This is a genomic window from Micromonospora sp. A202 (genome assembly GCF_006715105.1).
GTDB classification, from domain to species: domain Bacteria; phylum Actinomycetota; class Actinomycetes; order Mycobacteriales; family Micromonosporaceae; genus Micromonospora; species Micromonospora zamorensis.
This window is the reverse complement of the sequence record NZ_VFMP01000001.1, coordinates 195,902-217,502: the sequence shown is the minus strand read 5'-3', so window position 1 is coordinate 217,502 and position 21,601 is coordinate 195,902. Positions and strand designations below refer to the sequence as shown.

Genomic DNA, 21,601 nt, shown 5'->3' with positions numbered 1-21,601 from the left:
CGTGCCGCCCCGCCAGCGGTTTGCCCGCATCCGCGTCATCCGCTCAAGACGGCGCGTGCGGATCGGACCGCGGATGCGGCAGTGCCCGGAAGGGCCCCTTGTCATGCGAAGTCCGATGACGAGGGGGCCCTTCCGGACAGCTCAGCAGTCGGTGGACGTGACGTAGAAGCGGGGCATCGGCAGCACCCGGAAGCGCAGCCGGGCGCCGGAGTGCCGCAGCTGCCAGGTGAGGGCGATCAACGCGGCGGCCAGCGAGATCAGCCCGCCCATCCAGATGCTGGCACCGGCACCGAAGCGCTCCGCGACCCAGCCGATCAGTGGCGCGCCGACCGGGTTGGTACCCAGGAAGACCAACACCCACAGCGCCATCACCCGGCCCCGGAAGGCCGCGTCCACGCCCAACTGGACCCGCTGGTTGGCGGCCTGGGCGAAGAAGACCATGAAGAAGCCGGTCGGCACCAGCAGTGCCACGACCAGCCAGTACGTCGAGGCGAGACCGACCAGGGTGCCGAAGCTGGCGCAGGCGATCGCCGCGCCGAGCACCAGCCAGACCGACGGCCGGCTCCGCCGACCGGTGCCGCTGAGCGCACCGCCGAGCGCGCCCACGGCCAGCGCCGTGCTGAACAGGCCGAAGGAGGCGGCACCGGTGTGGAAGACCGTCTTCGCCAGCGCGGCCAGGGTCAGCTGGAAGTTGAACAGCGACATGCCGATCACCGACATGACCGCCATCGGCAGCAGCAGGTCGGGGCGGCGCGACACGTACCGCAGCCCGTCGATGACCCGTGCGGACGCCCGCTCGTCGCGCGGCAGCAGGGCGTCGCGGTGCAGGTCGGCCGTACGCATCCGGACCACGTTGACCAGGGGCGCGACGGAGCTGAGGGCGGTGAAGAGGAAGACCGGGCCGACGTCGAAGGCGGCGATCGCCAGGCCGGCGACGGCCGGGCCGACGATCCGCGCCGAGTTGAACACGGCGGCGTTCAGCGACAAGGCGTTGGGCAGCAGCGGAGTGCCGACGAGTTCGGAGACGAACGCCTGACGGACCGGGGTCTCCACGGCGTTGGCCGTGCCGAGCAGCGCGGCGAAGGCGAAGACGTGCCACAGCTGCACCAGGTCGGTGAGGACCAGCACCGACATGCCGAGCGCCAGCACGGTCCAGAAGGCGTTGGCGACGAAGAGCAGCACCCGCTTGTCGTACCGGTCGGCAAGTCGGCCGGAGAGCAGGGTGAGCAGGAGCACCGGCGTGAACTGGCAGGCGGTGACCACGCCGAGCGCGGTGGCCGAGTTGTTGGAGAGCTCAAGGACGAGCCAGTCCTGGGCGATGAACATCATCCAGACGCCGATCAACTTGATCAGCTGCCCGGATGCGAAGAGGCGGTAGTTACGGACCTGCAGGGACTGGAACATCGTGCTCAACCTGGCCTGCACTCTTCGTGCGCCTCCTTAAGAACGTACGCGTCATCGACAGGTGACGGCACGGACCCGGTGGCGCGGGCGCGGCTCAGGCGCGAGCGAGCTGCTGAAGAATCTGGGCAGCCCTCTGCAGGGTCTCCCGTTCGTCCTCGTCGAGTGCGGCCAGCCGGTGGGCCAGCCACTCGTCGCGGGCCCGCTCGAACTGGTCGAGCACGGCCTGCCCTCCTTCGGTCGCCGCGAGGATGACCTGCCGGCCGTCGGTCGGGTGGGGTGTCCGCCGCACGAGGCCGCGGTCCTCCAACTTCCCGACGATCTTGGTCATCGTCGGCGGCTGCACCCGCTCCACGTCGGCCAGCTCCCTGGGCGTCAGCGCGCCGGCCAGCCGCAGGCTGGTGAGCGCGGAAACCTGGGTGACCGTGAGGTCGCCGACCGGTCGGGCCTGGCGGACCCGCCGGTTGAGTCGGGTGATCGCATCACGCAACTGGGGAGCCAGTTGCGCCGGTGGCACGCGTTCCGCCGTCACCGTCCGCTCCATCACGTTAGTTAGCTTAACTAATGAGCCTGGCTAACGACATCCGTTATGACCAGGCTCACGAGGACGTTGGTGCTGTTCCGGGCGGGGAATCCCGTTCCATTCCCCGCCCGGAACGTACGTCAGAGCACCAGGGACTCGATCGGCCCGCGCAGGAAGTACAGCACGAACAGCACGGCCACCCCGTACAGCAACGGGTGGACCTCCCGGGCCTTACCCCGGGCCAGCTTCACCACCACGAAGGTGATCAGGCCAGCGCCGATCCCGTTCGAGATCGAATAGGTGAACGGCATCAGCACGATGGTGAGGAACGCCGGGATGGCGATCTCGTAGTCGGACCAGTCGATCGTCCGCACCGCTGTCATCATCAGGAAACCGACCACCACCAGGGCCGTCGAGGCCGCCTCGAACGGCACGATCACCACCAGCGGCGCCAGGAACATCGCCAGCAGGAAGAGCACGCCGGTGACCAGGCTGGCCACGCCGGTCCGGGCACCCTCCCCGACACCGGCGGCACTCTCGATGTACGACGTGTTGCTGGAGGTGCTGGCCGCACCACCGGCCGCCGCGGCGATCGAGTCGACCAGCAGGATCTCCTTGGCCCGTGGCGGGGTGCCCTGCTCGTCGAGCAGGTCGCCCTCCTGGCCGACCGCCACCATCGTGCCCATGGTGTCGAAGAAGTCCGTGATCAGCAGCGTGAAGACGAACATCAGCACGACCAGCCAACCGGCCCGACCCCACGAGTCGAGCACGTTGAACTTGCCGAGCAGCGACAGGTCCGGCAGGTCCACCACTGTCTTCGGCAGCTCCGGCACGTTCAGCGACCAACCCTTGGGGTTGGGCTGACCGTTGACGAACGACGGGCCGATGTTGCCGATCGCCTCCACGATCACCGCCAGCACGGTCGAGGCGAGGATGCCGATCAGGATCGCACCCCGTACCCGGCGGACCACCAGCACGAGGGTGATCAGCAGGCCCACCACGAAGACCAGCATCGGCCAGCTCACCAGCTTGCCGCCGATGCCCAGACCGACCGGGACTGTGGTGTTGGCGTCGTCCGGGATCCGTCGGACGAAACCGGCGTCCACCAGACCGATGATGGTCAGGAACAGACCGATCCCGACCCCGATCGCGGTCTTCATCTGGGTCGGCACCGCGCGGAACACAGCGGTCCGCAGACCGGTCAACACCAGCACAGCGATGATCACACCCTCGATCACCACCAGGCCCATCGCGTCGGCCCAGGTCATCTCGGGGGCGATCTCGTACGCCACCAGCGCGTTGACACCCAGACCGGCGGCGAGCGCCAGCGGGAACCGACCCACCACGCCCATCAGGATGGTCATCAGGCCGGCGACCAGCGCGGTCCCGGCAGCCAGCGCGGGAATGGGGAGGGTCTTGCCGTCACCGTCGACGGCACCACCCAGGATCAGCGGGTTGAGCACCACGATGTACGCCATCGTGAAGAAGGTCGCCAGGCCACCGCGTACCTCGCGGCTCATCGTCGAGCCCCGGGCGGAAATCTCGAAGAACCGGTCGAATCCGTTACGCGGGTGAGCGGGGTTGGGAGGGGTGCCGTTCTCGGGCGGCGCTACTGCCATCAGGTCCTCGCAGGTGATCTTCCGGTTGTCGCGCGCATCGTCCCAGATCACCGACGGGCAGGGGAAGTAGGTCGCGTACGCTTGCCGAATGCCGAACGAGCAGCCACCGCGGCCCGCACCACTGGACCCGCCGATGGTGCCGTTCGCCCTCGCCGGGCTGGCCGCCTGGGCGATTGCCGGGCTGATCCTGCTGATCTTCTTCCGGGGTTGGCTGACCGACCACGGTCACCAGAACTGGCTCTGGACCTGCCTCGCCGGGTTCCTGTGGGGCTTCCCGGGCCTCGCCGTGATGATGCGGCACGACGCCAACCGACGACGTCGCCGCGCGCGCTGACCCGGCCACGCACCGGGCCACTCCCGGTGCGAACGATCAGGAGTGCCCGTACGGCTCCGCCGGCTCGGCGGCTTCCACCGAGCCCGGGGCGCGGCTGACCGACATGGCCTCCACCGCGCTGTCGTCGTACACCGTGGGTAGCTCTTCGACCGCGGTCTCGGCCGCCTCGATCAGGGTCTCGGAGTGGGCACCGCAACCGTGGTCGGCGCTCACCACCCGGCCGTCGTCAGGGGCGTAGAAGTTGCCGCACGCCCCGAACGCCTGCCGCATCGCACCGGCCAGCGGCAGGTAGAAACCGCAGGTGCCACATCGGGCGGCGGCTGGCGCGGCAGCGGAGATGGGCGCGGCGGGGCCGTGGTCGCCGTCATACCAGCGCTGCGCCGCCTCCATGCGGCCCTCGAGGGAGAGCACGCGCGCCCGACCGAGGCCCAGCTCCCACGCCGTCTCCTCGACCGCCGGGTCGTCGGAGAGCAGGTAGCCGGGGACCAGCCGGTCGTCATCCGGTGAGGTCGGCAGCAGATCGCCCGGACCCAGGTCGCCCGGCTTGAGCCGCTCCTGCCAGGGCAGCCAGCCGGGCGCGAGCAGCGCGTCGGACCCGGGCAGCAGCACCGTCTCGCAGATGGTCACGGTCTTGCTGCGCGACACCCGGGTGACGGTGACCGCCCACCGCCAACCGCGGTAGCCGGCGAGGAGGCATTCGAAGTAGTGGGTGACCAGCCGTTCACCCTCGGCCACAACCTGCAGGTGATCGCCGACATCGTCGGCGTCGACCTCGGTGATGCCAGCGCGGGCCACCTGGACGGCGGCGGCGCAGACCTGGTCGAGACGGGCGGCACGGGTGGAGACAGGCCTGGTCACCTAACCATTGTTCCCTATGCGCCTCGCAGGGGTGACAGGGACTCCCGGGGAACCTTTCCCCGCAGTGGTGCGGCGTACCAGGATCGGATGGGCGAGGATGGTGGACATGCCGTCGTACTCCCGCTCCGGGCGATCCGTCCTCGGACGGACCGTCGGCACCGGCATTCGCGCCGTTCGTCTGCTGCTGCGTGGTTCGCTGGGCAGCGGCCGCTGGGTGACCCGTCGGGCCGGCAGCGCCCGGGCCCGGGGCGCCGGTGGCGAGGTCGGCATGGTCCGCCTGTTCGACCTGCACGCGCTCTCCTGCGCCGGTGACACCCTGATCGCCATCGGCCTGGCCGGCACGATCTTCTTCAACGTGCCGCTGGGCGAGGCCCGCAGCAAGGTCGCCCTCTACCTGCTGGTGACCATGGTGCCGTTCGCCATGCTCGCCCCCGTGGTGGGCCCGCTGCTGGACCACTTCCGGCACGGCCGGCGGTACGCGCTGGCCGCGACGATGCTGGGCCGCGCCTTCCTGGCCTGGTTGATCTCCGACTACATCCACGGCTTCGGGCTCTATCCGGCCGCGTTCGGGGTGCTCGCGCTGTCCCGGGCGTACGGCGTGGCCCGGTCCGCGGCCGTGCCCCGGTTGTTGCCGGAAGGGCTCGGCCTGTCCCAGGTGGGCGCCCGGGCCAGCGTCTACGGCACGGTCGCGGGTGCGCTGGTCGCGCCGATCGGGTTGGCCGCGTTCTGGTTCGGTCCGCAGTGGCCGCTGCGCGTCGCGTCGGTGATCTTCCTGGTCGGCATGGTGATCTCCCTGCGTCTGCCGCCGAAGGCCGATTCGGAGCCACCGGAGCGGGTCCCCCGGCCGCTGCGCGCGTTGGGCCGCCGCCGTGGCGATCGGCCGCTGGGCCGAGGCCGACCCGCCGGCCGCCTGGTGATCGCGTCGCTGATCGGCGCCGCGACGCTCCGCGCGGTGTACGGCTTCCTGCTGCTCTTCCTCGCCTTCGCGATCAAGAAGGGCGACCTGACCACTGTCGCGTTCGGCCGGGATCTGGGCGCTGAGTGGGCGCTGGGGCTGGTCGGCGGGGCCCTCGCGGTCGGCACCTTCCTGGCCACCGCCATCGGCACCCGACTGCGCATCCACCGGCCGACCGCCATCCAGTCCAGCAGCATGATCATCGTGGCCGGGGTGGCGGTGCTCGCCGTCATCCAGTTCTCGCTGGTGATGGTCGCCCTGCTCTGCCTGGTCGCCGCGCTGGTCAGCGGGATATCGAAGCTGGCCGTGGACGCCTCGATCCAGGAGCGCATCCCGGAGCGGCTGCGCGCGAGTTCCTTCGCCCATTCGGAGACGGTGCTGATGCTCGCCTTCGTCGCCGGTGGAGGGTTGGGGCTGGTCCCGTTCGACGGTCGGATGGGCATCGCCGTGGCCGCCGGGGTGGGCGTCCTGGCCGCGATCCGGGGTGTGCTGGTCGCCGCCCGGCTGCGCGGCGAGAAGCTGGCCGGCCGGCCGCTCGGCGACGACGAGCTGACCGAGGACGAGCCGGCCGACGAGCCCGGGGACGCCGCGCCCACCTCGCCGGCACCGGCCCAGGCCAGCTCCCCGCAGTACGACGATCCCAGCCTGGCCCCTCCCGGCTACCACATCTACCGCCCGTCCTCAGCGGTTGGCGGCCCGGGCGGCGGGGCGGACGACGAGACCCGCCGGGAGTCCCCCGGCTCAGTCTCGTGAGCGGTCTGCTGGTGGTGACCGCGGTACCAGCCGAGGCGGAAGCCGTCCGCGCCGGTCTGACCGATCCCACCGTGACCGTCACCCCGGTTGGCGTGGGCCCGGCCGTCGCCGGTGCCGCCACCGCCCGGCTGCTGGCGCTGGCCGAGGCCGCCGGCCGCCCGTACCGTGCAGTGGTCAGCGCCGGCGTGGCCGGCGGCTTCATCGGGCGGGTCGAGGTCGGCGACACCGTGCTCGGCACCGCCAGCATCGCCGCCGACCTGGGTGCCGAATCACCGGACGGTTTCATCCCCGTCGACGAGTTGGGCATGCCGCCCGCGATGCTGGGTGTCGGCGGCGTGGTGCCGACCGACCCGGGTCTGCTGGCGGCACTGCGGGCCGCCCTCCCAGCGGCCACGACCGGGCCGGTGCTCACCGTCAGCACGGTCACCGGCACCACCGCCAGCACCGAGGAGCTGCGCCGGAGGCATCCGGAGGCGGTCGCCGAGGCCATGGAGGGGTACGGGGTGGCCGTCGCCGCCGCCCAGGCTGGGGTGCCCTTCGCCGAGCTGCGCACCATCTCGAACCCGATCGGCCCCCGCGACCGGGACGCCTGGCGGCTGCGCGAGGCCCTCACCGCCCTGACCGCTGCGGCCCCAGCGCTGCGCTGACCATGGCCCAGCCTCAGCTGCAGCCCTGTGGCTCAGCCGGCCAAGATCAGCGGCGGCAGCGGCGCCCGTGGCGTCGGTGCGGTCGGTCGCCTCGGTCACAGGCCGATGCTCCCCGCCGCTCAGCGAGCTATCAACACCCCCACCCGAAGCTGTGGATAACCCTGTGGACAACCCACTCCGGCCGGTGGATGGCCCACTCCGCAGGCCCTTTGGAGCTGAATCGTTTGCGACATCAGCTCCAAAGGGAGTGACAAGTAGATGTCCGGTCCGCCAGACATAGCCATCACCCACGCCACCGCCCATGTGCCGGCGAGCGCCCGCCGCAGTTCAATGCTGCTCCCTGACGGTGCGGATCACAGTGGGCGGGGTGGGCGCGGACGGTGTGGCAGGGGCGGGGCTAACGTGAAGGGCGTGGCGCTCTCTCTGGCGATCTCGCCCTGCCCCAACGACACGTTCGTCTTCCACGCGCTCGTGCACGGGCGGGTGGCCGGCGCGCCGCCGGTCGAGGTGACGTACGCCGACGTGGACGTCACCAACACGGCGGCCGAGCAGGGCGCCTTCGACCTGGTGAAGGTGAGCTTCGCGGCGCTGCCCTGGCTGCTCGACGACTACCACCTGCTGCCCTGCGGTGGCGCGCTCGGTCGTGGCTGCGGCCCGCTGGTGCTCACCCGGGGCGACCGCGACGGCGGGCCGGACCGCACCGACCTGACCGGCGCCACGGTGGCGGTGCCGGGTGACCGGACCACCGCGTACCTGCTGTTCCGGCTCTGGTCGGCCGGACGACCGCCGGCCCGGATCGAGGTGGTTCCGTTCCACGAGATCATGCCGGGCGTCGCGGCCGGCCGCTACGACGCTGGGCTGGTCATCCACGAGGCCCGGTTCACCTACCACCGGCACGGCCTCAGCGCGCTGGTCGACCTCGGTGAATGGTGGGAGGCCGACACCGGCCTGCCCATTCCGCTCGGCGCGATTCTCGCCCGCCGCGGCGCCGTGGACCCGGAGGCCGCGGCCGGCTGGGTCCGCGAGTCCGTCCGGCAGGCCTGGGCGGACCCGGCGGCCAGCCGGGAGTACGTGCTGGCGCACGCCCAGGAGATGGAACTCGACGTGGTGGACCGGCACATCGGCCTCTACGTCAACGAGTTCACCGCGGACCTGGGCGAGGCCGGTTTCGCCGCGGTGGCGGCACTGCTCGACCGGGCCGCCACCGCCGGGCTGGTGCCTCAGACCTCCAGCTCGTTCGCCACCGCGTGGACCAGCTGAGCGATCTTCTGCGCGGTCTTCTTGTCCGGGTACCGGCCCCGACGCAGGTCCGGCTGGACCTTCGCCTCCAGCAGCTTGATCATGTCCTCGACGAGGCCGTGCAGTTCCTCGGCCGGTCGACGGCGCAACTCGGCCATCGACGGCGGCGCGTCCAGCAGTTTGACGCCCATGGCCTGTGCGCCCCGGCGGCTGTCCACCACGCTGAAGTCGACCCGCTGGCCACCCTTGAGGTCGGTGACACCCGCCGGCAGCGCCGCCTTGGACAGGAACACGTCGCCGCCCTCGTCACTCGTGACGAAGCCGTATCCCTTGGCCGTGTCGTACCACTTCACTCGACCCGTAGGCACCTGAAAACCCCTGCTTCACTTGAGCCGCTACTGCTCCAAGGCTAGCTGGATCATGTCGTCGAGCGCCGCCGGGAATTGGGTGAGGTCGTTCAACACGACTTCCGCGCCTGCCGCGCGCAGCTCGTCCGGAGAGCAAGGGCCGGTCGCCACGGCGATCCCGGGCACCCCGGCCGCCCCCGCCGCCACCATGTCCGCCACATGGTCGCCGACGTAGTGGGTCGCGTCGTGCTCCCGCAGGGCTGTCGCCTTCTGCTCGGCGAACAGGTCACCGGCCAACTCGTCGACGGTGAGACCGAGGTGGTCCAGGTGCAGCCGGGCCAGCCGGCCCATCTTCGCTGTGACGACCAGCACACGGCCGCCCCGGGCCCGGATGGCGTCGATGGCCTCCCGCGCGCCCGGCAGCGGGACCGTAGGGGTGATCGCGTACGCCGGGTACAACTCGCGGTACGCGCGAACGGCCGACTCGACCTCTCCCGGCGGGAACCAGTACGCCAGCTCGGTGCGCAGCGGCGGCCCGAGCCGGGACACCGCCAGCTCGGCGTCCACCGGCACGCCCGTCCGCGCGGTCAGCGCCTCGAAGGTCGCGGCGATGCCGGGGCGGGAGTCGACCAGGGTCATGTCGAGATCGAAACCGACGGTCAGTGCGGGCATGCCGAGAAACGTACCCGTCGACACCTGCCCAGCCGAACGTCCGAGGGGCGCGGAAGCCCGGTGCCGGGCTAGCGTGGAAAGACGATGACCACCTCACTCGCCGACCACCTGCGGTCGCTGCCCGACGAGTCACTGGCCGCGCTCCTCCAGCTGCGGCCGGACCTCGTCGTGCCCGTGCCAGCCGACGTCTCCGCCCTGGCCATCCGGGCCCAGTCCCGGGTCTCGGTGGCTCGTGCGCTGGACGGGCTGGACCAGTTCACCCTCCAGATCCTCGACGCCGCCCGCCTCACCCGGAACCCGGACGACGGCACCACCACCACCGACACCGTGCTCGCCATGGCGACCGCAGGGCCGCAACCGCCGGCCCCGACCGCTGTCCGGGCCGCCGTGGGCCGGCTACGCGCGCTGTTCCTGCTGTACGGCCCGGAGCACGCACTGCAGGTGCTGCCAGCCGTCGACGAAGTCGCCCCGTACCCCGCCGGGCTCGGTCGACCGGCCGCGGAGCTGGACCCGCGCACGGCCGAGCTCTGTGCGGACCCGGCGAAGCTGCGGCGGACGCTGCTCGCCGCCCCGCCCTCGGCCCGGGCGATCCTGGACCGGTTGGCGGCCGGCCCGCCGGTGGGCAGCGTGCCCCCGGGCGCGTTGCAGGCACCGCCGCTGGGCGCGGAGGATCCCGTGCTCTCCGACCCGACCAACGGTGGCGCCCCGGCCGGCTCCCCGGTGCGGTGGCTCGTCGACAACCGGCTGCTGGTCCCCGTGACGACCGGGTCGTCGACGGCCGCCGGCACTGTGGAGCTGCCCCGTGAGGTCGGTCTGCTGCTGCGCCGGGACAGCGGCCCCCTCGGGCCACTGCGCACCAGCCCACCGCCGGTGGCCGCCGCGCCCCGCGAGCCGAAGGCGGTCGACTCGGCTGGCGCCGGGCAGACGATGGAGGTGGTCCGGCACACCGAAGGGCTGCTGGAGCAACTCGCCGACGAGCCCGCGCCGGTGCTGCGCTCCGGTGGCATCGGCGTACGCGACCTGCGGAGGCTGGCGCGTACCGCCGGGCTGGACGAGCCGACGACCGCGCTGCTGCTGGAGGTGGCGTACGCGGCGGGGCTCGCCGGCGAGCTGGAGATGCCGGGTGCGACCACCAGCCGGTACGGGGCGGATCAGCAGGTGCTGCCGACCGGCGGGTACGAGGTGTGGCGGGCCGCCTCGCTGGCCCAACGGTGGGAGCAGTTGGCCCGAGCCTGGCTGAGCATGACCCGGCAGGTGGGGTTGGTCGGCCGCCGGGACGACCGGGACCGCCCGATCACCGCCCTCTCCGCGGAGGCCGAACGGGCGGGTGTGCCGGCCACCCGGCGGGCGGTGCTCGGCGTGCTCGCCGATCTGGAACCGGCGACCGCGCCCACGCCCGAGGAGGTGCAGGACCTGCTGGACTGGCGGGCTCCGCGCCGCAGCCGGGGCCGGGACGCCGCCCACCGGGAGGTGCTGGCCGAGGCCGCGCAGTTGGGCGTCACCGGGCTGGGGGCGCTCACCTCGTACGGTCGGCTGCTGCTGGGTGACCTGACGTCGACCGACGAGCGGGGCGGCGACCCGCTGGGCGTGCACGCGGACGTCGAGAGTGGTGACCCGTCCGCTGCCGCCCGGGCGTTGGACGCACTGCTGCCCGCCCCGGTCGACCACTTCCTGGTGCAGGCCGACCTGACAGTGGTGGTGCCCGGCCCGCCCGAGCCGGCGCTCGGCGTCGAGTTGGAGGCGATGACCGAGCTTGAGTCGGCCGGTGGGGCCAGCGTCCACCGGGTCACCACGGCCAGCGTCCGGCGGGCACTCGACTCCGGCTACACGGCCGACGACCTGCACGACGTGTTCCGGCGACGATCGCGTACTCCGATTCCGCAGGGCCTCACCTACCTGGTGGACGACGTGGCCCGTAAGCACGGTGGGCTGCGTGTCGGCCTGGCCGGGGCGTACCTGCGCAGCGACGACGAGACGCTGATCAGCGAGGTGCTGGCGGACCGGCGGCTGGAGTCGTTGGCGCTGCGCCGGCTCGCGCCGACGGTGCTGTGCACGCAGTACCAGGTCGGTCGCCTGCTGGGTGCGCTGCGCGACGCCGGGTACGCCCCGGTGCAGGAGGACGGCACCGGCAGCACCGTGCTGACCCGGCCACGAATCCGACGGGCCCCGCCTCGGGTCTCGGTGACCACCCGGACACTCGATCCGTTGGCCGCCCCGAAGCTGCCCATGCCCCGGCTGCTCGGGGTGGTGGAGCACATCCGGCGCGGTGACGCGGCGGCGCGGGCGGCCCGACGGGCGCCGGCGGTGGTGCGTGGCGGTGCGGCAGGGCTGGGCGGTGGCCCGGTGCCGGCGCACACGCACAGCGAAGCCCTGGCGGTGCTCCAGCAGGCGGTACGGGACAAGGCGCTGGTCTGGGTCGGTTACGTCGACGCGCACGGGGCGACCGCGTCCCGCCTGGTCAAGCCGGTCTCGATCGGCGCTGGCTATCTACGCGCCGAGGACGAACGGACCGAGATGCTGCACACGTTCGCACTGCACCGGGTCACCGCGGCGGTGCTGGCGGACTGACCGGGTCGGGCCGGGTCGGCCGACGGCGCCGACGCGGGCGCCGTCGGTCAGCGGCGGCTGCGGCGAACCGTGCCGACCACCGAGATGATCAGGAGCAGCGCGAAACCGGCGCCAGCGGACTCCCCGACCGAGTCGACGAAGCCCTGCCGCAGCACCAGCCAGCCGAAGAGGAACCACCCGACGAGGAGCGTCGCCGCGACGGCGTACGCGATCACGGTCCCGCGCGACACCTCGTCGGGCGGTGCCGCGTGCTCATGCTCCACGATCACGTCACGGTCGACCGTCATGCCAAGCCTCCCCGCCCGGTCCGGCCCTGGACTCCCAGCGTGACACTCGTTGGACCGGTTCGGACAGGGGGTTATCCCCCGCGTTTCGCCGCGTGTCGCTCAGGTGCCGGGGCGGCGGCCGATCAGCACCACCCGGGTGCCGACCTTGCCCAGCTCCCACATTCGCACCGCGTCGGCGTGCAGGAGGTTGACGCAGCCGTGCGAGCCGATCGGCTTGTCGTGCAGGTAGGTGGTGGTCTCGTGGAAGCCCATGCCCTGGGTGAAGTGCTGCCAGTAGGGCAGCCACACCTCGTACGGGTCGGACCACTCCCTGGGATTGCGGAAGTTGACGGTGAACGTGCCGGCCGGGGTGCGGTAGCCGGACATGCCGGTGCGGGTCACCGTCGGCTTCATGATCACCTTGCCGCCGCGCATCGCCCAGACGGTCTGCCGGGTCAGGTCCACGCAGAACGTGGTGCCCGTGCCGGCCTTGCAAGCGGCCGGGTCGGTGGTGGCGAGTCGCTGGGCCACGTCGTACGTGGTCGGTCCGGCGCGACCCTCGACGGGGCGAATGCCGTACCTCTTCTGGAACTTCTTGATCGCCACGCAGTCGGCGGCGGACTGCCGGCCGTCCACGGTCACCGCCCCGAACCCGCCCAACCGGGCCAGGTAGGTCTCCACCTCGCGCTGGTGCTGGCCCTGCGGACAGCCGGCGACGGTCGGCGTGCCGGTGCTGGGTTTCGGCTTCGGCGTTGCGCTGCGTGTGGGTTTCGGCGTCGGGGACCGGGTTGCCTTCGGCGTGGGGCTGGGCGCGGCCGGCGTGGGCCGGCCGCGCTGGTCCGGGCCGGGCGTGTCGCTCGCCCCCGTTGCCTGGTCCGCCGCACCGGCTGGGGCGGCTCCCCCGCCACCACTCCCACCGGACTGCGGATCGAACGTGCACGCACCAGCACCGACCAGCACGACCATCAGCAGGCCGACCAGCCGGGAGTTGCTCCGAACACGCTTCATGGCAGCTCCCCCTGACAGTCGTCCCTTTGCTAGACGTTCGTCGGTGCCGTCCTGGTTGCACCTGGTGAGCATCTTTCTTCCGACAGCCGGCACCGTGCAACACTGGATGGTCGGCCAGCAGCGGGTATGCGACCCGCCCGGGCCGGACGGCCAACCGAGGAGAGGACGCTCGCGTGAGCGGTGGACCACTGATCGTGCAGTCGGACAAGACCCTGCTGCTGGAGATCGACCACCCCGACGCGCAGGCGTGCCGGATGGCGATCGCACCGTTCGCCGAGTTGGAACGCTCGCCGGAGCACGTGCACACCTACCGGCTGACCCCGCTGGGCCTGTGGAACGCCCGGGCCGCTGGGCACGACGCGGAGGGTGTGGTCGACTCGCTGCTCAAGTACTCCCGCTACCCGGTGCCGCATGCGCTGCTGGTCGACGTGGCCGACACCATGGACCGCTACGGTCGACTCCAGCTCGCCAACGACCCGGCGTACGGCCTGGTGCTGCGCGCGCTGGACCGCCTGGTGCTGATCGAGGTGGCCAAGAGCAAGAAGCTCGCCGGGATGCTCGGCGACAAGATCGACGACGACACCATCCGGGTGCACCCGTCCGAGCGTGGCCGGCTCAAGCAGGCGCTGCTCAAGCTGGGCTGGCCCGCGGAGGACCTGGCCGGGTACGTCGACGGTGAGGCGCACCCCATCGAGCTGGCCGAGGCCGGCAAGGACGGGCGCAAGCCGTGGACGCTGCGGTCGTACCAGCGGGAGGCCGTCGAGGCGTTCTGGGCCGGCGGGTCGGGTGTGGTGGTGCTGCCGTGCGGCGCCGGCAAGACCCTGGTCGGCGCGGCGGCGATGGCCGAGGCGAAGGCGACCACTCTGATCCTGGTCACCAACACGGTCGCCGGCCGGCAGTGGAAGCGGGAGCTGATCGCCCGCACGTCGCTGACCGAGGAGGAGATCGGCGAATACTCGGGCGAGCGCAAGGAGATCCGCCCGGTCACCATCGCCACGTACCAGGTGCTCACCTCGCGGCGCGGCGGCGCGTTCACCCACCTGGACCTGTTCGGGGCCCGCGACTGGGGCCTGGTCGTCTACGACGAGGTGCACCTGCTGCCCGCGCCGATCTTCCGGTTCACCGCGGACCTCCAGGCCCGCCGTCGGCTGGGCCTCACCGCGACTCTGGTACGCGAGGACGGCCGCGAGGGTGACGTGTTCAGCCTGATCGGCCCGAAGCGGTACGACGCGCCGTGGAAGGACATCGAGTCGCAGGGCTGGATCGCCCCGGCCGAGTGCACCGAGGTCCGGGTGACCCTGACCGACGCGGAGCGCATGTCGTACGCGACGGCGGAGGCCGAGGAGCGGTACCGGATGGCGGCGACCGCTCGCACGAAGCTGCCGGTGGTCAAGGCACTGGTGGACCGGCACCCGGACGACCAGGTGCTGGTGATCGGCGCTTACATCGACCAGCTGCACCAGCTCGGCGAATATCTCGACGCGCCGATCATCCAGGGTTCGACCACGAACAAGGAGCGGGAGCGGCTGTTCGACGCGTTCCGCACCGGTGAGATCCGCACGCTGGTGATCTCCAAGGTCGGCAACTTCTCGATCGACCTGCCCGAGGCGGCGGTGGCGATCCAGGTGTCGGGCACGTTCGGATCGCGCCAGGAGGAAGCACAGCGGCTGGGTCGGGTGCTCCGGCCGAAGGCCGACGGCCGGCAGGCGCACTTCTACACAGTGGTGTCCCGGGACACGATCGACACGGAATACGCCGCACACCGGCAGCGCTTCCTCGCCGAGCAGGGGTACGCGTACACGATCGTGGATGCCGACGACGTCCTCGGCCCGTCGCTGCCGTCGTTCGACTGACGCTCCGGCTTTGATCGACTCGGTTTCCTGGAAGTCGCGGTGTCCTAGGCACGCCGACACCCCGTCTTCCGGGAAGCCGAGTTGATCGACGGCAGGACGAGGGGCCGACGAGTCGCATGCAGCGACCCGCCGGCACCGACTTCCAGAGGGCTACCCGGCGCCGCCGGCGCGGAACGCCACCCAGGCGTCGCTCATCCGGTCGGCCTGACCCGGCGTGAACATGTTCATGCAGGAGTCCTGCGTGTAGTCCATGAAGTTGTGGATCGGGTCCAGCCCGGGCGCGGTGCAGGTGTCCGCACCCACCGGGCAGTCGAACTGCGGCGCTGCCTCGCGCGGGGTGTCCGCGACGAAGTCGCCGGACGCGGAGCAGCCGTGCGCGAAGGTGTGCTCCAGCATCAGCCAGTGCCCGACCTCGTGCGTCAGCGTGTCACCCAGGGCGTACTTGCCGGCCGTGCCTCCCGGCATCGACTCGTCGAGCATCACCACGCCGTCGATGTAGTCGCGGCCGTTGTTGTAGCCCTTCGGGAAGTACGCCCAGCCGAGCAGCCCGTCGCCGATGTTGGCCGCGTACACATTCAGGGTCTCCGAGTTGCCGGTGTGCAGCGCCTTCTTCATGTCCCGCTCGTTCTTGCCAGGTACGACCGTGTACCAGGCGCTGTTCACCGTCCACGTCGTGTCGACGAGCGAGAACCGGAACGGGGTGTTGGAGGCGTCTCCCGCCGTACGGCCCGCGAACGAGTCGTTGAGCACCGTCATCTGCGCGGCGATCAGGGTGTTCCACCTGGTCGTCTCGGCGGCGCTGAGGGGGTGGTCGGAAACCATGTGGAAGACCGTCGGCACGGTGACGCTGCCGTTCGGCAGGCGCGGCGCGTCCTTGATCACGCCGTAGGCCTTGGCCTCGTTCTTGGAGTACAGCTCCGGCTCCTGGGCGGTGGCGCCCTCGGCGACCCGGGCGGCGCCGTGCGCGTCGGTGCCCGGCTCACAGGCGGTGACGCCCGGGGAGGCGGTCGCGGGCGCGGCCGTCGCGAGCGCCCCGGAGGCGCCACCGGACGCCAGGAACGTCGCGGCGGTGGCGGTGAGGACCGCCAGTCGGAAGGTCGATCTTCTGCGCATCGGTGCACCTTTCGATGAGGGAGGCGGTGCGGGGTCGATGACGTCGCTGTTCGGGTATGAGAACACGCCGACGGCATCGACAAAAGACCCTCTGAGCAGGGCAGATGCCGATGTAACGGAACAGGGCCGGCCGGCGCTGTTTGGGCCGGTCCGGCCCGATCAGAGGACCCGGGTCACCCGCTCGGCGGCGACGATCGCGTCCCGCCGCGCCGGGTCGAGGTTGGCGCTGATCACCACTGACGCGCCGGCCGAGAGCGGCGCGAGCAACCACTTCAGCGGCTGCTCGGTCTCGGCGGCGTCGACCAGCAGTCGGTCGCCGGCGCCCAGGTCCAGCATCGTGGCGAACTCCTGGGCGAGCGCACCCCACTGGCCGTAGGTGGTGCCGTCCGCTGTGGCCGGATCCGACGGGTGGACGGCGGTGTGGTCGGGCGCGCCGTCGCCGTACCGAAGCACCTCTGCGGACCAGTCCAACCAGCCCAACGGCACGCCGTCCAGCCGCCCCGGCCCGGTGCCGACGAGATAGCGGTGCGGCGCGTCCGGCACCTCCTCCAGCCAGTCGTCCTGCCGCTCCGGCGTCACGAAAACCGCGTCGAACGGCCGGTCACCGCCGGGCTCAAGGACCGGCAGGCCCGCCGTGGCGCGCGGTCGGAACGACACCGCCAGGCCGGAGGCCCAGGCGCCCAGCAACACCGCGGCGGTACGCCAGTGCGGCGGCAGCAGGACCGCTACGCGGCTGCCGGGGCCGAGCCCGCAGCCGTCGCGCAGGAGGCTCGCGCTGCGCGCCGCCCAGGTGCCGACCTGCTGTGCGGTCAGGTCGACGCGCTCGCCGGTCGCCTCGTCGCGGTAGCTGAGCAGCGGGTGTTCGGCGTCGGCGGGTCGGGCCGCCAGGTCGGCCGTGACGGTTGGCTGCATCTCCACGCTCCCCGGGTCGACGTCGGCACCACCCTACTCAACGACTTTGGTCGCACCGGTCGTCGGCCGATGGCCGTAGCGGCTGGTCGGGTGGCCCGCGCACGGTACGGGGGTGACACCCCAGCGCCGCCGAGGAGCGCCCATGACGGCCGAGCCCCACCCCACCGCCACCGACCGCGCCGCCACCACCGGGCGTCTTCCGCTGCGCCGACGGCTCCTGCCGGTGCTCGCGTTGCTGCTGCTCGCGCCTTGGGCGGCCGAGTGCTCGTGGGGTGGCTTCGCCATCGACGACTTCCTTCCGGTGCTGATCTTCCTGGGCCCGATGTACGGCGGGGCGGCGATCCTGATCCGGGAGACCGCCCGGCATCTCGGCGCGGGTTGGCCGACGATCGTGCTGCTCGCCGCCGCGTTCGGCGTACTCCAGGCGGGCCTGGTCGACCAGTCGCTGTTCAACCCCGACTTCCTCGATGACACCCAGTACGCCGACACCCGTGCCGCCGCGGAGGCGACGCTGGTGCCCGGGCTGGAGTTCAGCCTCCGGCAGGCCTTCGACTACGTGGGCAACCACATCGTGCTGACCATCTGCGCCCCGATCGTGCTCATCGAGTCGTTCCTCGGGGCGGATCGCCGGCTGCGGCCGTGGCTGGGCCGGCCCGGGCTCGTCGTGATCGGCGTGATCTACCTGCTCGGCAGTCTGCTGATCTTCTCGGACAGCAGCGGCCGGAAGGACTTCCTGGCCAGTCCGCTCCAGCTGACCTTCGCCACGGTGCTGGTCCTCGCCCTCGTCGCGACGGCGCTGCTACCGCGCTGGCGCCGCCCGCGTCCGCGTCGGGTCCGTCGGGTGCCGCACCCACTCTGGGTGGGCCTGCTGGTCGTCCTGGCCCGCTTTGGCACCGACCTGACGCCCGGCTGGGCGGGGGTGGCCATCGCGCTGGCGCTCGCCGCCGCCGTCGGAGCGCTGATCGTGTACTGGTCGTCGCGCAACGGTTGGGGGCAGCGGCACGTACTCGCCGCCGGCTCGGCGAGCCTGCTCACCGCCGCCGCGTTCGCGTACCTGGTGCCGCCGTACTCTCCGGCCTCCCCGGCGGCGGCCCTGGCCGGCGACGTCGCGGTCACCGTCGTCACGCTCGCCCTGATCGGTGGCGCCTGGTGGCGGCTGGGTGCTTCGCCGGCTGTTCACGTCGCCGCAACCTGATGCGCGACCAGCTCTACGGCGTCACCAAAGCCGCGTACCTCCCGGCCCGGCGGACACCGCACATGGCGCAGGGCCGGTGACACAACTGATGCCAGGCGCGGCCACACCCCCCCCAGGCCCTTTGCTCTGCATACCTATACGCGACGCTAACGCTCTGCGAGCACAGGTTCGGCCGCACCATCGGAGACCAGAAAGGAATCCCCAGCTCATCGTGGTGTTGCGTATAGGTAAGCAAAGCAAAGGGGGTTGAGAGGGCTGGGTGAGGCACTGGCACTTGTCGCGCTCAGTCACGGGCGGCCCGCCGCGCCATCCGCTCAGAGGGGCAGTTCCGGGCCGCCGTCGAGCAGGGGGGCGAGCAGGTCGTCGTACTCCTCGACCCGGGCCAGGACCTCGGCGGCGGTGAACTGGCGGACGGCGGGCCTGCGGCCGCGGGCGCCGGCCTCGACCTCGTCCCAGGTCAGCGGCGTCGACACCGAAGGCACCGACTGGGCCCGCAGCGAGTACGGCGCGACGGTCGTCTTCGCCGCGTTGTTCTGACTCCAGTCGATGAAGACCTTGCCCGGGCGGAGGTTCTTCGCCATCTTCGACACGATCAGCTTCGGGTGGGCCTTCTCCAACTCCTGGGCGATCCGTCGGGCGTAGTCGGAGACGAGATCCGACGACTGGGTGCCCGCGATCGGGCAGCAGAGCTGCATGCCCTTCTTGCCGGAGGTCTTCGGGTAAGACTCGATCCCGTCCTCGGCGAGCCGGTCGCGCATCAGCACCGCCACCGGACAACACTCGGCGAGCCCGGCCGGCGGCCCAGGGTCCAGGTCGACGACCATCATGTCCGGGTGCTCGCCGACCTTCCACTGCGGCGTGTGCAGCTCCAATGCGGCCAGGTTGGCCAGCCAGACCAGGGTGGGCAGGTCGTCGGCGACCACGTAGTCGATGGTCTCCCGGCCCTTCGTCGAGCCGGGCGCCGGGAGGTTCTCCACCCGCACCCAGCCCGGGGTCGCGGCCGGCGTGTTCTTCTCGAAGAACGACTTGTCGTCCACGCCGTTCGGAAAGCGGATCCGGGTGACCGGTCGGTCCCGCAGGTGCGGCAGCAGCACCGGTGAGATCCGGGTGTAGTAGTCGATCACCTCACCCTTGGTGAAGCCGGCCGCCGGATAGAGCACCTTGTCCAGGTTGGACAACTCCAGCGCGCGGCCCTCGACGTCCACCCGTAGCCGATCAGCCGGCATCGTCGACCTCCTCCGCGGGTTTGTCCGGGCGCAACCGCAGCACCCGGGGGAAGCGCAGTCGACCGTCCGGGGTGCGCTGGCCGTACTTCACCTCCACCACCACCCGGGGTTCTACCCAGATGGCCCCTCGGGCATCCTCGCGCGGCACACCCGGCGCAAACGGTGACGCGCCGGACCGCAGCGGCTCCAACTCGGCGAGGAGCTGCCGTTCGATGGCGGCGCCGATCCCACCGCCGACCCGACCCCGGTAGATCAGCCGGCCGTCCGGGCCGGGCACCCCGACCAGCAGTCCGCCGATCCGGCGCGCGCCCGGCCGCCAGCCACCGATGACGAAGTCGCCGGTCACCTCAAGCTTGACCTTCACCCAGTCCGGTGAGCGCACCCCCGGGCGGTAGACGGCACCGATCCGCTTGGCCATCACCCCCTCCAGACCGTGCTCACCGGCCGCCTCGTAGGTGGCCGGACCGTCGGCGAACGTCGGGGGCACCGCCCACCGGGCGCCTCCGAGCGCGAGGGCCTCCAAGGCCTCCCGGCGGCGCTCGTACGGCCAGCCGGTCAGGTCGTCGCCGTTCCACCGGAGCAGGTCGAAGATCATGTACGTCACCGGCATGACCGCCGCCAACCGTGCCGCCTTGTTCCGGTCCCGCACGTGCATCCGCTCGGCCAGCGCGGTGAACGACGGTTGCCCGCTCTCGCCGAGCAGCACCACCTCGCCGTCGAGCAGCGCGTCGTCGACCTGCTCGGGCAGGGTGGCCAATTCCGGGTACGCGGCGGTGATCTCCACGCCGGAGCGGGCATACAGGTGCTGACCACCACCGGAGATGTCGGCGAGCGCGCGGACCCCGTCCCACTTGAACTCGTACGCCCAGCCGTCACCGGCCGGGAGCGGCCCGGTCATCGCGAGCATCGGCTTGAGCGGCGCGCCAGGCACGACCCGACTGTAGTAGCAGGCCGAACAGCTCGCGTCCGGTTCTTTCGGATGCGAGCATGGTCGATACCGGGGAAGGGAGCGCAGGATGCGTGCCATCTGGAAGGGAGCCGTGTCGTTCGGGCTCGTCTCGATCGGGGTGAGGCTCTACTCCGCGACCGAGGAGAAGGACATTCGGTTCCACCAGGTGCACCGCGAGGATGGCGGTCGGATCCGCTACAAGCGCACCTGTTCGGTCTGCGGCGAGGAAGTCACCTACGACGACATCGCCAAGGGCTATGACATCGGCGGTGGCGAGATGGTGATCCTCACCGACGAGGACTTCGCCGACCTGCCGCTGACCAGCTCACGGGCCATCGACGTGCTGGAGTTCGTGCCGGCGGAGCAGGTCGACCCGATCCTCTACAACAAGGCGTACTTTCTGGAGCCGGAAGGCGCGGCGACCAAGCCGTACGTGCTGCTGCGCGACGCGCTGATCGACTCGGAACGGGTGGCCATCGTCAAGGTGGCGCTGCGTCAGCGGGAGCAGCTCGCCACGCTGCGGGTCCGTGAGGGTGTGCTGCTGCTCAACACCATGCTCTGGCCGGACGAGATCCGTACCCCCGATTTCGGTTTCCTCGACGAGGACCTCAAGGTGCGCCCGCCGGAGCTGGCGATGGCCAGTTCCCTGATCGACTCGATGACCGGTGAGTTCGAGCCGGACGTCTTCACCGACGACTACCGGGCGGCGTTGCAGGAGGTCATCGACGCCAAGGTGGAGGGTCGGGAGGTCGTGCAGCCGGAGGAGGTCGAGGAGGCGCCGGCCGCCGCTGTGGACCTGATGGCCGCACTGAAGGCATCCGTGGAAAGGGCCAAGGCCGCTCGCGGCGAGCAACCCGCGCGTGGCGGTGGTGGCGGCGGCGAGCCGACGCCGATTTCGTCGGCCCGGTCGGCGCAGAAGGCGGCCGAGAAGAAGGCGGCCAAGGCACCGGCGAAGAAGACCACCGCGAAGAAGACCGCCGAGAAGAAGGCGGCCGAGCCGGCGAAGAAGACCGCCGCCAAGAGGACCGCCGCGAAGAAGGCGGAGCCGGCGAAGAAGACCGCCGGGAAGAAGGCCGCACCCCGCAAGAGCGCCTGACCGTACGGCAGCGACGGCGGTGTCCGCCGGGCCGGGTACGCTCCGCCGGCCGCTGGCCACCGGAGGA

Annotated in this window: 20 protein-coding genes; 8 read left to right on the top strand and 12 right to left on the bottom strand. The window is 71.5% G+C overall.

The features are described from left to right. Window positions 1-141 precede the first annotated feature (141 nt). From FBZ33_RS01030 to FBZ33_RS01020, 3 genes are all read right to left on the bottom strand, one after another. Window positions 142-1,425: an MFS transporter gene (locus tag FBZ33_RS01030; RefSeq protein ID WP_141907679.1), complete on the bottom strand. Its 1,284-nt coding sequence runs from the start codon at window positions 1,423-1,425 to the stop codon at window positions 142-144. A 73-nt stretch (window positions 1,426-1,498) separates the two neighbouring features. Further along, window positions 1,499-1,948, bottom strand: a complete 450-nt coding sequence (locus FBZ33_RS01025; protein ID WP_172862146.1) for a MarR family winged helix-turn-helix transcriptional regulator — start codon at window positions 1,946-1,948, stop codon at window positions 1,499-1,501. A 116-nt stretch (window positions 1,949-2,064) separates the two neighbouring features. Beyond that, the gene (locus FBZ33_RS01020; protein ID WP_088952161.1) at window positions 2,065-3,543 is read right to left on the bottom strand and encodes an NCS2 family permease; all 1,479 of its coding nucleotides are present in this window, start codon (window positions 3,541-3,543) and stop codon (window positions 2,065-2,067) included. 88 nt (window positions 3,544-3,631) lie between these two features. Here FBZ33_RS01020 and FBZ33_RS01015 point away from each other — a divergent pair, with 88 nt between their 5' ends. Further along, window positions 3,632-3,877, top strand: coding sequence for a DUF2530 domain-containing protein (locus FBZ33_RS01015; RefSeq protein WP_141907678.1), 246 nt, complete (start codon window positions 3,632-3,634; stop codon window positions 3,875-3,877). A 36-nt stretch (window positions 3,878-3,913) separates the two neighbouring features. Here FBZ33_RS01015 and FBZ33_RS01010 read toward each other — a convergent pair whose 3' ends face one another. Then, window positions 3,914-4,735 carry a DUF3027 domain-containing protein gene (locus FBZ33_RS01010; RefSeq protein WP_141907677.1) on the bottom strand — a complete coding sequence of 274 codons (822 nt, stop codon included), beginning with the start codon at window positions 4,733-4,735 and terminating at the stop codon, window positions 3,914-3,916. A 106-nt stretch (window positions 4,736-4,841) separates the two neighbouring features. Here FBZ33_RS01010 and FBZ33_RS01005 point away from each other — a divergent pair, with 106 nt between their 5' ends. From FBZ33_RS01005 to FBZ33_RS00995, 3 genes are all read left to right on the top strand, one after another. Next, a complete protein-coding gene (locus tag FBZ33_RS01005; protein WP_141907676.1) occupies window positions 4,842-6,443 on the top strand; it encodes an MFS transporter in 1,602 nt (533 codons plus the stop codon). Then, window positions 6,440-7,090, top strand: a complete 651-nt coding sequence (locus tag FBZ33_RS01000; protein ID WP_141907675.1) for a futalosine hydrolase — start codon at window positions 6,440-6,442, stop codon at window positions 7,088-7,090. The genes FBZ33_RS01005 and FBZ33_RS01000 overlap by 4 nt, the downstream gene beginning before the upstream one ends. A gap of 411 nt (window positions 7,091-7,501) precedes the next feature. Continuing rightward, window positions 7,502-8,350: a 1,4-dihydroxy-6-naphthoate synthase gene (locus FBZ33_RS00995; protein ID WP_141907674.1), complete on the top strand. Its 849-nt coding sequence runs from the start codon at window positions 7,502-7,504 to the stop codon at window positions 8,348-8,350. Here the strand turns inward: FBZ33_RS00995 and FBZ33_RS00990 are convergent. Together FBZ33_RS00990 and FBZ33_RS00985 are read right to left on the bottom strand one after the other, a co-directional pair. Next, the gene (locus FBZ33_RS00990) at window positions 8,311-8,697 is read right to left on the bottom strand and encodes a cold-shock protein (protein WP_088951221.1); all 387 of its coding nucleotides are present in this window, start codon (window positions 8,695-8,697) and stop codon (window positions 8,311-8,313) included. The genes FBZ33_RS00995 and FBZ33_RS00990 overlap by 40 nt on opposite strands. Before the next feature lie 27 nt (window positions 8,698-8,724). Continuing rightward, the gene (locus FBZ33_RS00985) at window positions 8,725-9,348 is read right to left on the bottom strand and encodes an HAD family hydrolase (protein WP_141907673.1); all 624 of its coding nucleotides are present in this window, start codon (window positions 9,346-9,348) and stop codon (window positions 8,725-8,727) included. Between the two features lie 84 nt (window positions 9,349-9,432). Here FBZ33_RS00985 and FBZ33_RS00980 point away from each other — a divergent pair, with 84 nt between their 5' ends. Beyond that, window positions 9,433-11,916, top strand: coding sequence for a helicase-associated domain-containing protein (locus FBZ33_RS00980; RefSeq protein WP_099850050.1), 2,484 nt, complete (start codon window positions 9,433-9,435; stop codon window positions 11,914-11,916). A 47-nt stretch (window positions 11,917-11,963) separates the two neighbouring features. Here the strand turns inward: FBZ33_RS00980 and FBZ33_RS00975 are convergent, their stop codons facing one another. Both FBZ33_RS00975 and FBZ33_RS00970 read right to left on the bottom strand, forming a co-directional pair. After that, window positions 11,964-12,203: a hypothetical protein gene (locus tag FBZ33_RS00975; RefSeq protein ID WP_141907672.1), complete on the bottom strand. Its 240-nt coding sequence runs from the start codon at window positions 12,201-12,203 to the stop codon at window positions 11,964-11,966. A gap of 99 nt (window positions 12,204-12,302) precedes the next feature. Further along, entirely contained in the window at window positions 12,303-13,190 is an 888-nt protein-coding gene (locus FBZ33_RS00970; protein WP_141907671.1) for a L,D-transpeptidase family protein, read from the bottom strand. A 173-nt stretch (window positions 13,191-13,363) separates the two neighbouring features. On the opposite strand from FBZ33_RS00970, the gene FBZ33_RS00965 reads away from it, so the two are divergent. After that, window positions 13,364-15,043, top strand: coding sequence for a DNA repair helicase XPB (locus FBZ33_RS00965; protein ID WP_141907670.1), 1,680 nt, complete (start codon window positions 13,364-13,366; stop codon window positions 15,041-15,043). Between the two features lie 150 nt (window positions 15,044-15,193). Here FBZ33_RS00965 and FBZ33_RS00960 read toward each other — a convergent pair whose 3' ends face one another. Further along, window positions 15,194-16,156, bottom strand: coding sequence for a zinc metalloprotease (locus FBZ33_RS00960; protein ID WP_141907669.1), 963 nt, complete (start codon window positions 16,154-16,156; stop codon window positions 15,194-15,196). 159 nt (window positions 16,157-16,315) lie between these two features. Continuing rightward, window positions 16,316-17,068, bottom strand: coding sequence for a TIGR03089 family protein (locus FBZ33_RS00955; RefSeq protein ID WP_141907668.1), 753 nt, complete (start codon window positions 17,066-17,068; stop codon window positions 16,316-16,318). A gap of 142 nt (window positions 17,069-17,210) precedes the next feature. Here FBZ33_RS00955 and FBZ33_RS00950 point away from each other — a divergent pair, with 142 nt between their 5' ends. Beyond that, window positions 17,211-18,263, top strand: a complete 1,053-nt coding sequence (locus FBZ33_RS00950; RefSeq protein ID WP_141907667.1) for a hypothetical protein — start codon at window positions 17,211-17,213, stop codon at window positions 18,261-18,263. 314 nt (window positions 18,264-18,577) lie between these two features. Here the strand turns inward: FBZ33_RS00950 and ligD (FBZ33_RS00945) are convergent, their stop codons facing one another. Both ligD (FBZ33_RS00945) and ligD (FBZ33_RS00940) read right to left on the bottom strand, forming a co-directional pair. Continuing rightward, the gene (gene ligD, locus FBZ33_RS00945) at window positions 18,578-19,489 is read right to left on the bottom strand and encodes a non-homologous end-joining DNA ligase (RefSeq protein ID WP_141907666.1); all 912 of its coding nucleotides are present in this window, start codon (window positions 19,487-19,489) and stop codon (window positions 18,578-18,580) included. Beyond that, window positions 19,479-20,420, bottom strand: a complete 942-nt coding sequence (gene ligD, locus FBZ33_RS00940) for a non-homologous end-joining DNA ligase (protein ID WP_088951212.1) — start codon at window positions 20,418-20,420, stop codon at window positions 19,479-19,481. Before ligD (FBZ33_RS00940) ends, ligD (FBZ33_RS00945) begins: the two co-directional genes overlap by 11 nt. A gap of 85 nt (window positions 20,421-20,505) precedes the next feature. On the opposite strand from ligD (FBZ33_RS00940), the gene FBZ33_RS00935 reads away from it, so the two are divergent. Next, window positions 20,506-21,534 carry a Ku protein gene (locus tag FBZ33_RS00935; protein WP_141907665.1) on the top strand — a complete coding sequence of 343 codons (1,029 nt, stop codon included), beginning with the start codon at window positions 20,506-20,508 and terminating at the stop codon, window positions 21,532-21,534. Window positions 21,535-21,601: the final 67 nt, after the last annotated feature.

Coding starts and splice junctions, on each gene's coding strand:
- FBZ33_RS01020 (WP_088952161.1), bottom strand. CDS start 3,543: ATGGCAGTAGCGCCGCCCGAGAACGGCACCCCTCCCAACCCCGCTCAC.
- FBZ33_RS01015 (WP_141907678.1), top strand. CDS start 3,632: ATGCCGAACGAGCAGCCACCGCGGCCCGCACCACTGGACCCGCCGATG.
- FBZ33_RS01005 (WP_141907676.1), top strand. CDS start 4,842: ATGCCGTCGTACTCCCGCTCCGGGCGATCCGTCCTCGGACGGACCGTC.
- FBZ33_RS00985 (WP_141907673.1), bottom strand. CDS start 9,348: ATGCCCGCACTGACCGTCGGTTTCGATCTCGACATGACCCTGGTCGAC.
- FBZ33_RS00980 (WP_099850050.1), top strand. CDS start 9,433: ATGACCACCTCACTCGCCGACCACCTGCGGTCGCTGCCCGACGAGTCA.
- FBZ33_RS00975 (WP_141907672.1), bottom strand. CDS start 12,203: ATGACGGTCGACCGTGACGTGATCGTGGAGCATGAGCACGCGGCACCG.
- FBZ33_RS00970 (WP_141907671.1), bottom strand. CDS start 13,190: ATGAAGCGTGTTCGGAGCAACTCCCGGCTGGTCGGCCTGCTGATGGTC.
- FBZ33_RS00960 (WP_141907669.1), bottom strand. CDS start 16,156: ATGCGCAGAAGATCGACCTTCCGACTGGCGGTCCTCACCGCCACCGCC.
- FBZ33_RS00955 (WP_141907668.1), bottom strand. CDS start 17,068: ATGCAGCCAACCGTCACGGCCGACCTGGCGGCCCGACCCGCCGACGCC.
- FBZ33_RS00950 (WP_141907667.1), top strand. CDS start 17,211: ATGACGGCCGAGCCCCACCCCACCGCCACCGACCGCGCCGCCACCACC.
- ligD (WP_141907666.1), bottom strand. CDS start 19,489: ATGCCGGCTGATCGGCTACGGGTGGACGTCGAGGGCCGCGCGCTGGAG.
- FBZ33_RS00935 (WP_141907665.1), top strand. CDS start 20,506: ATGCGTGCCATCTGGAAGGGAGCCGTGTCGTTCGGGCTCGTCTCGATC.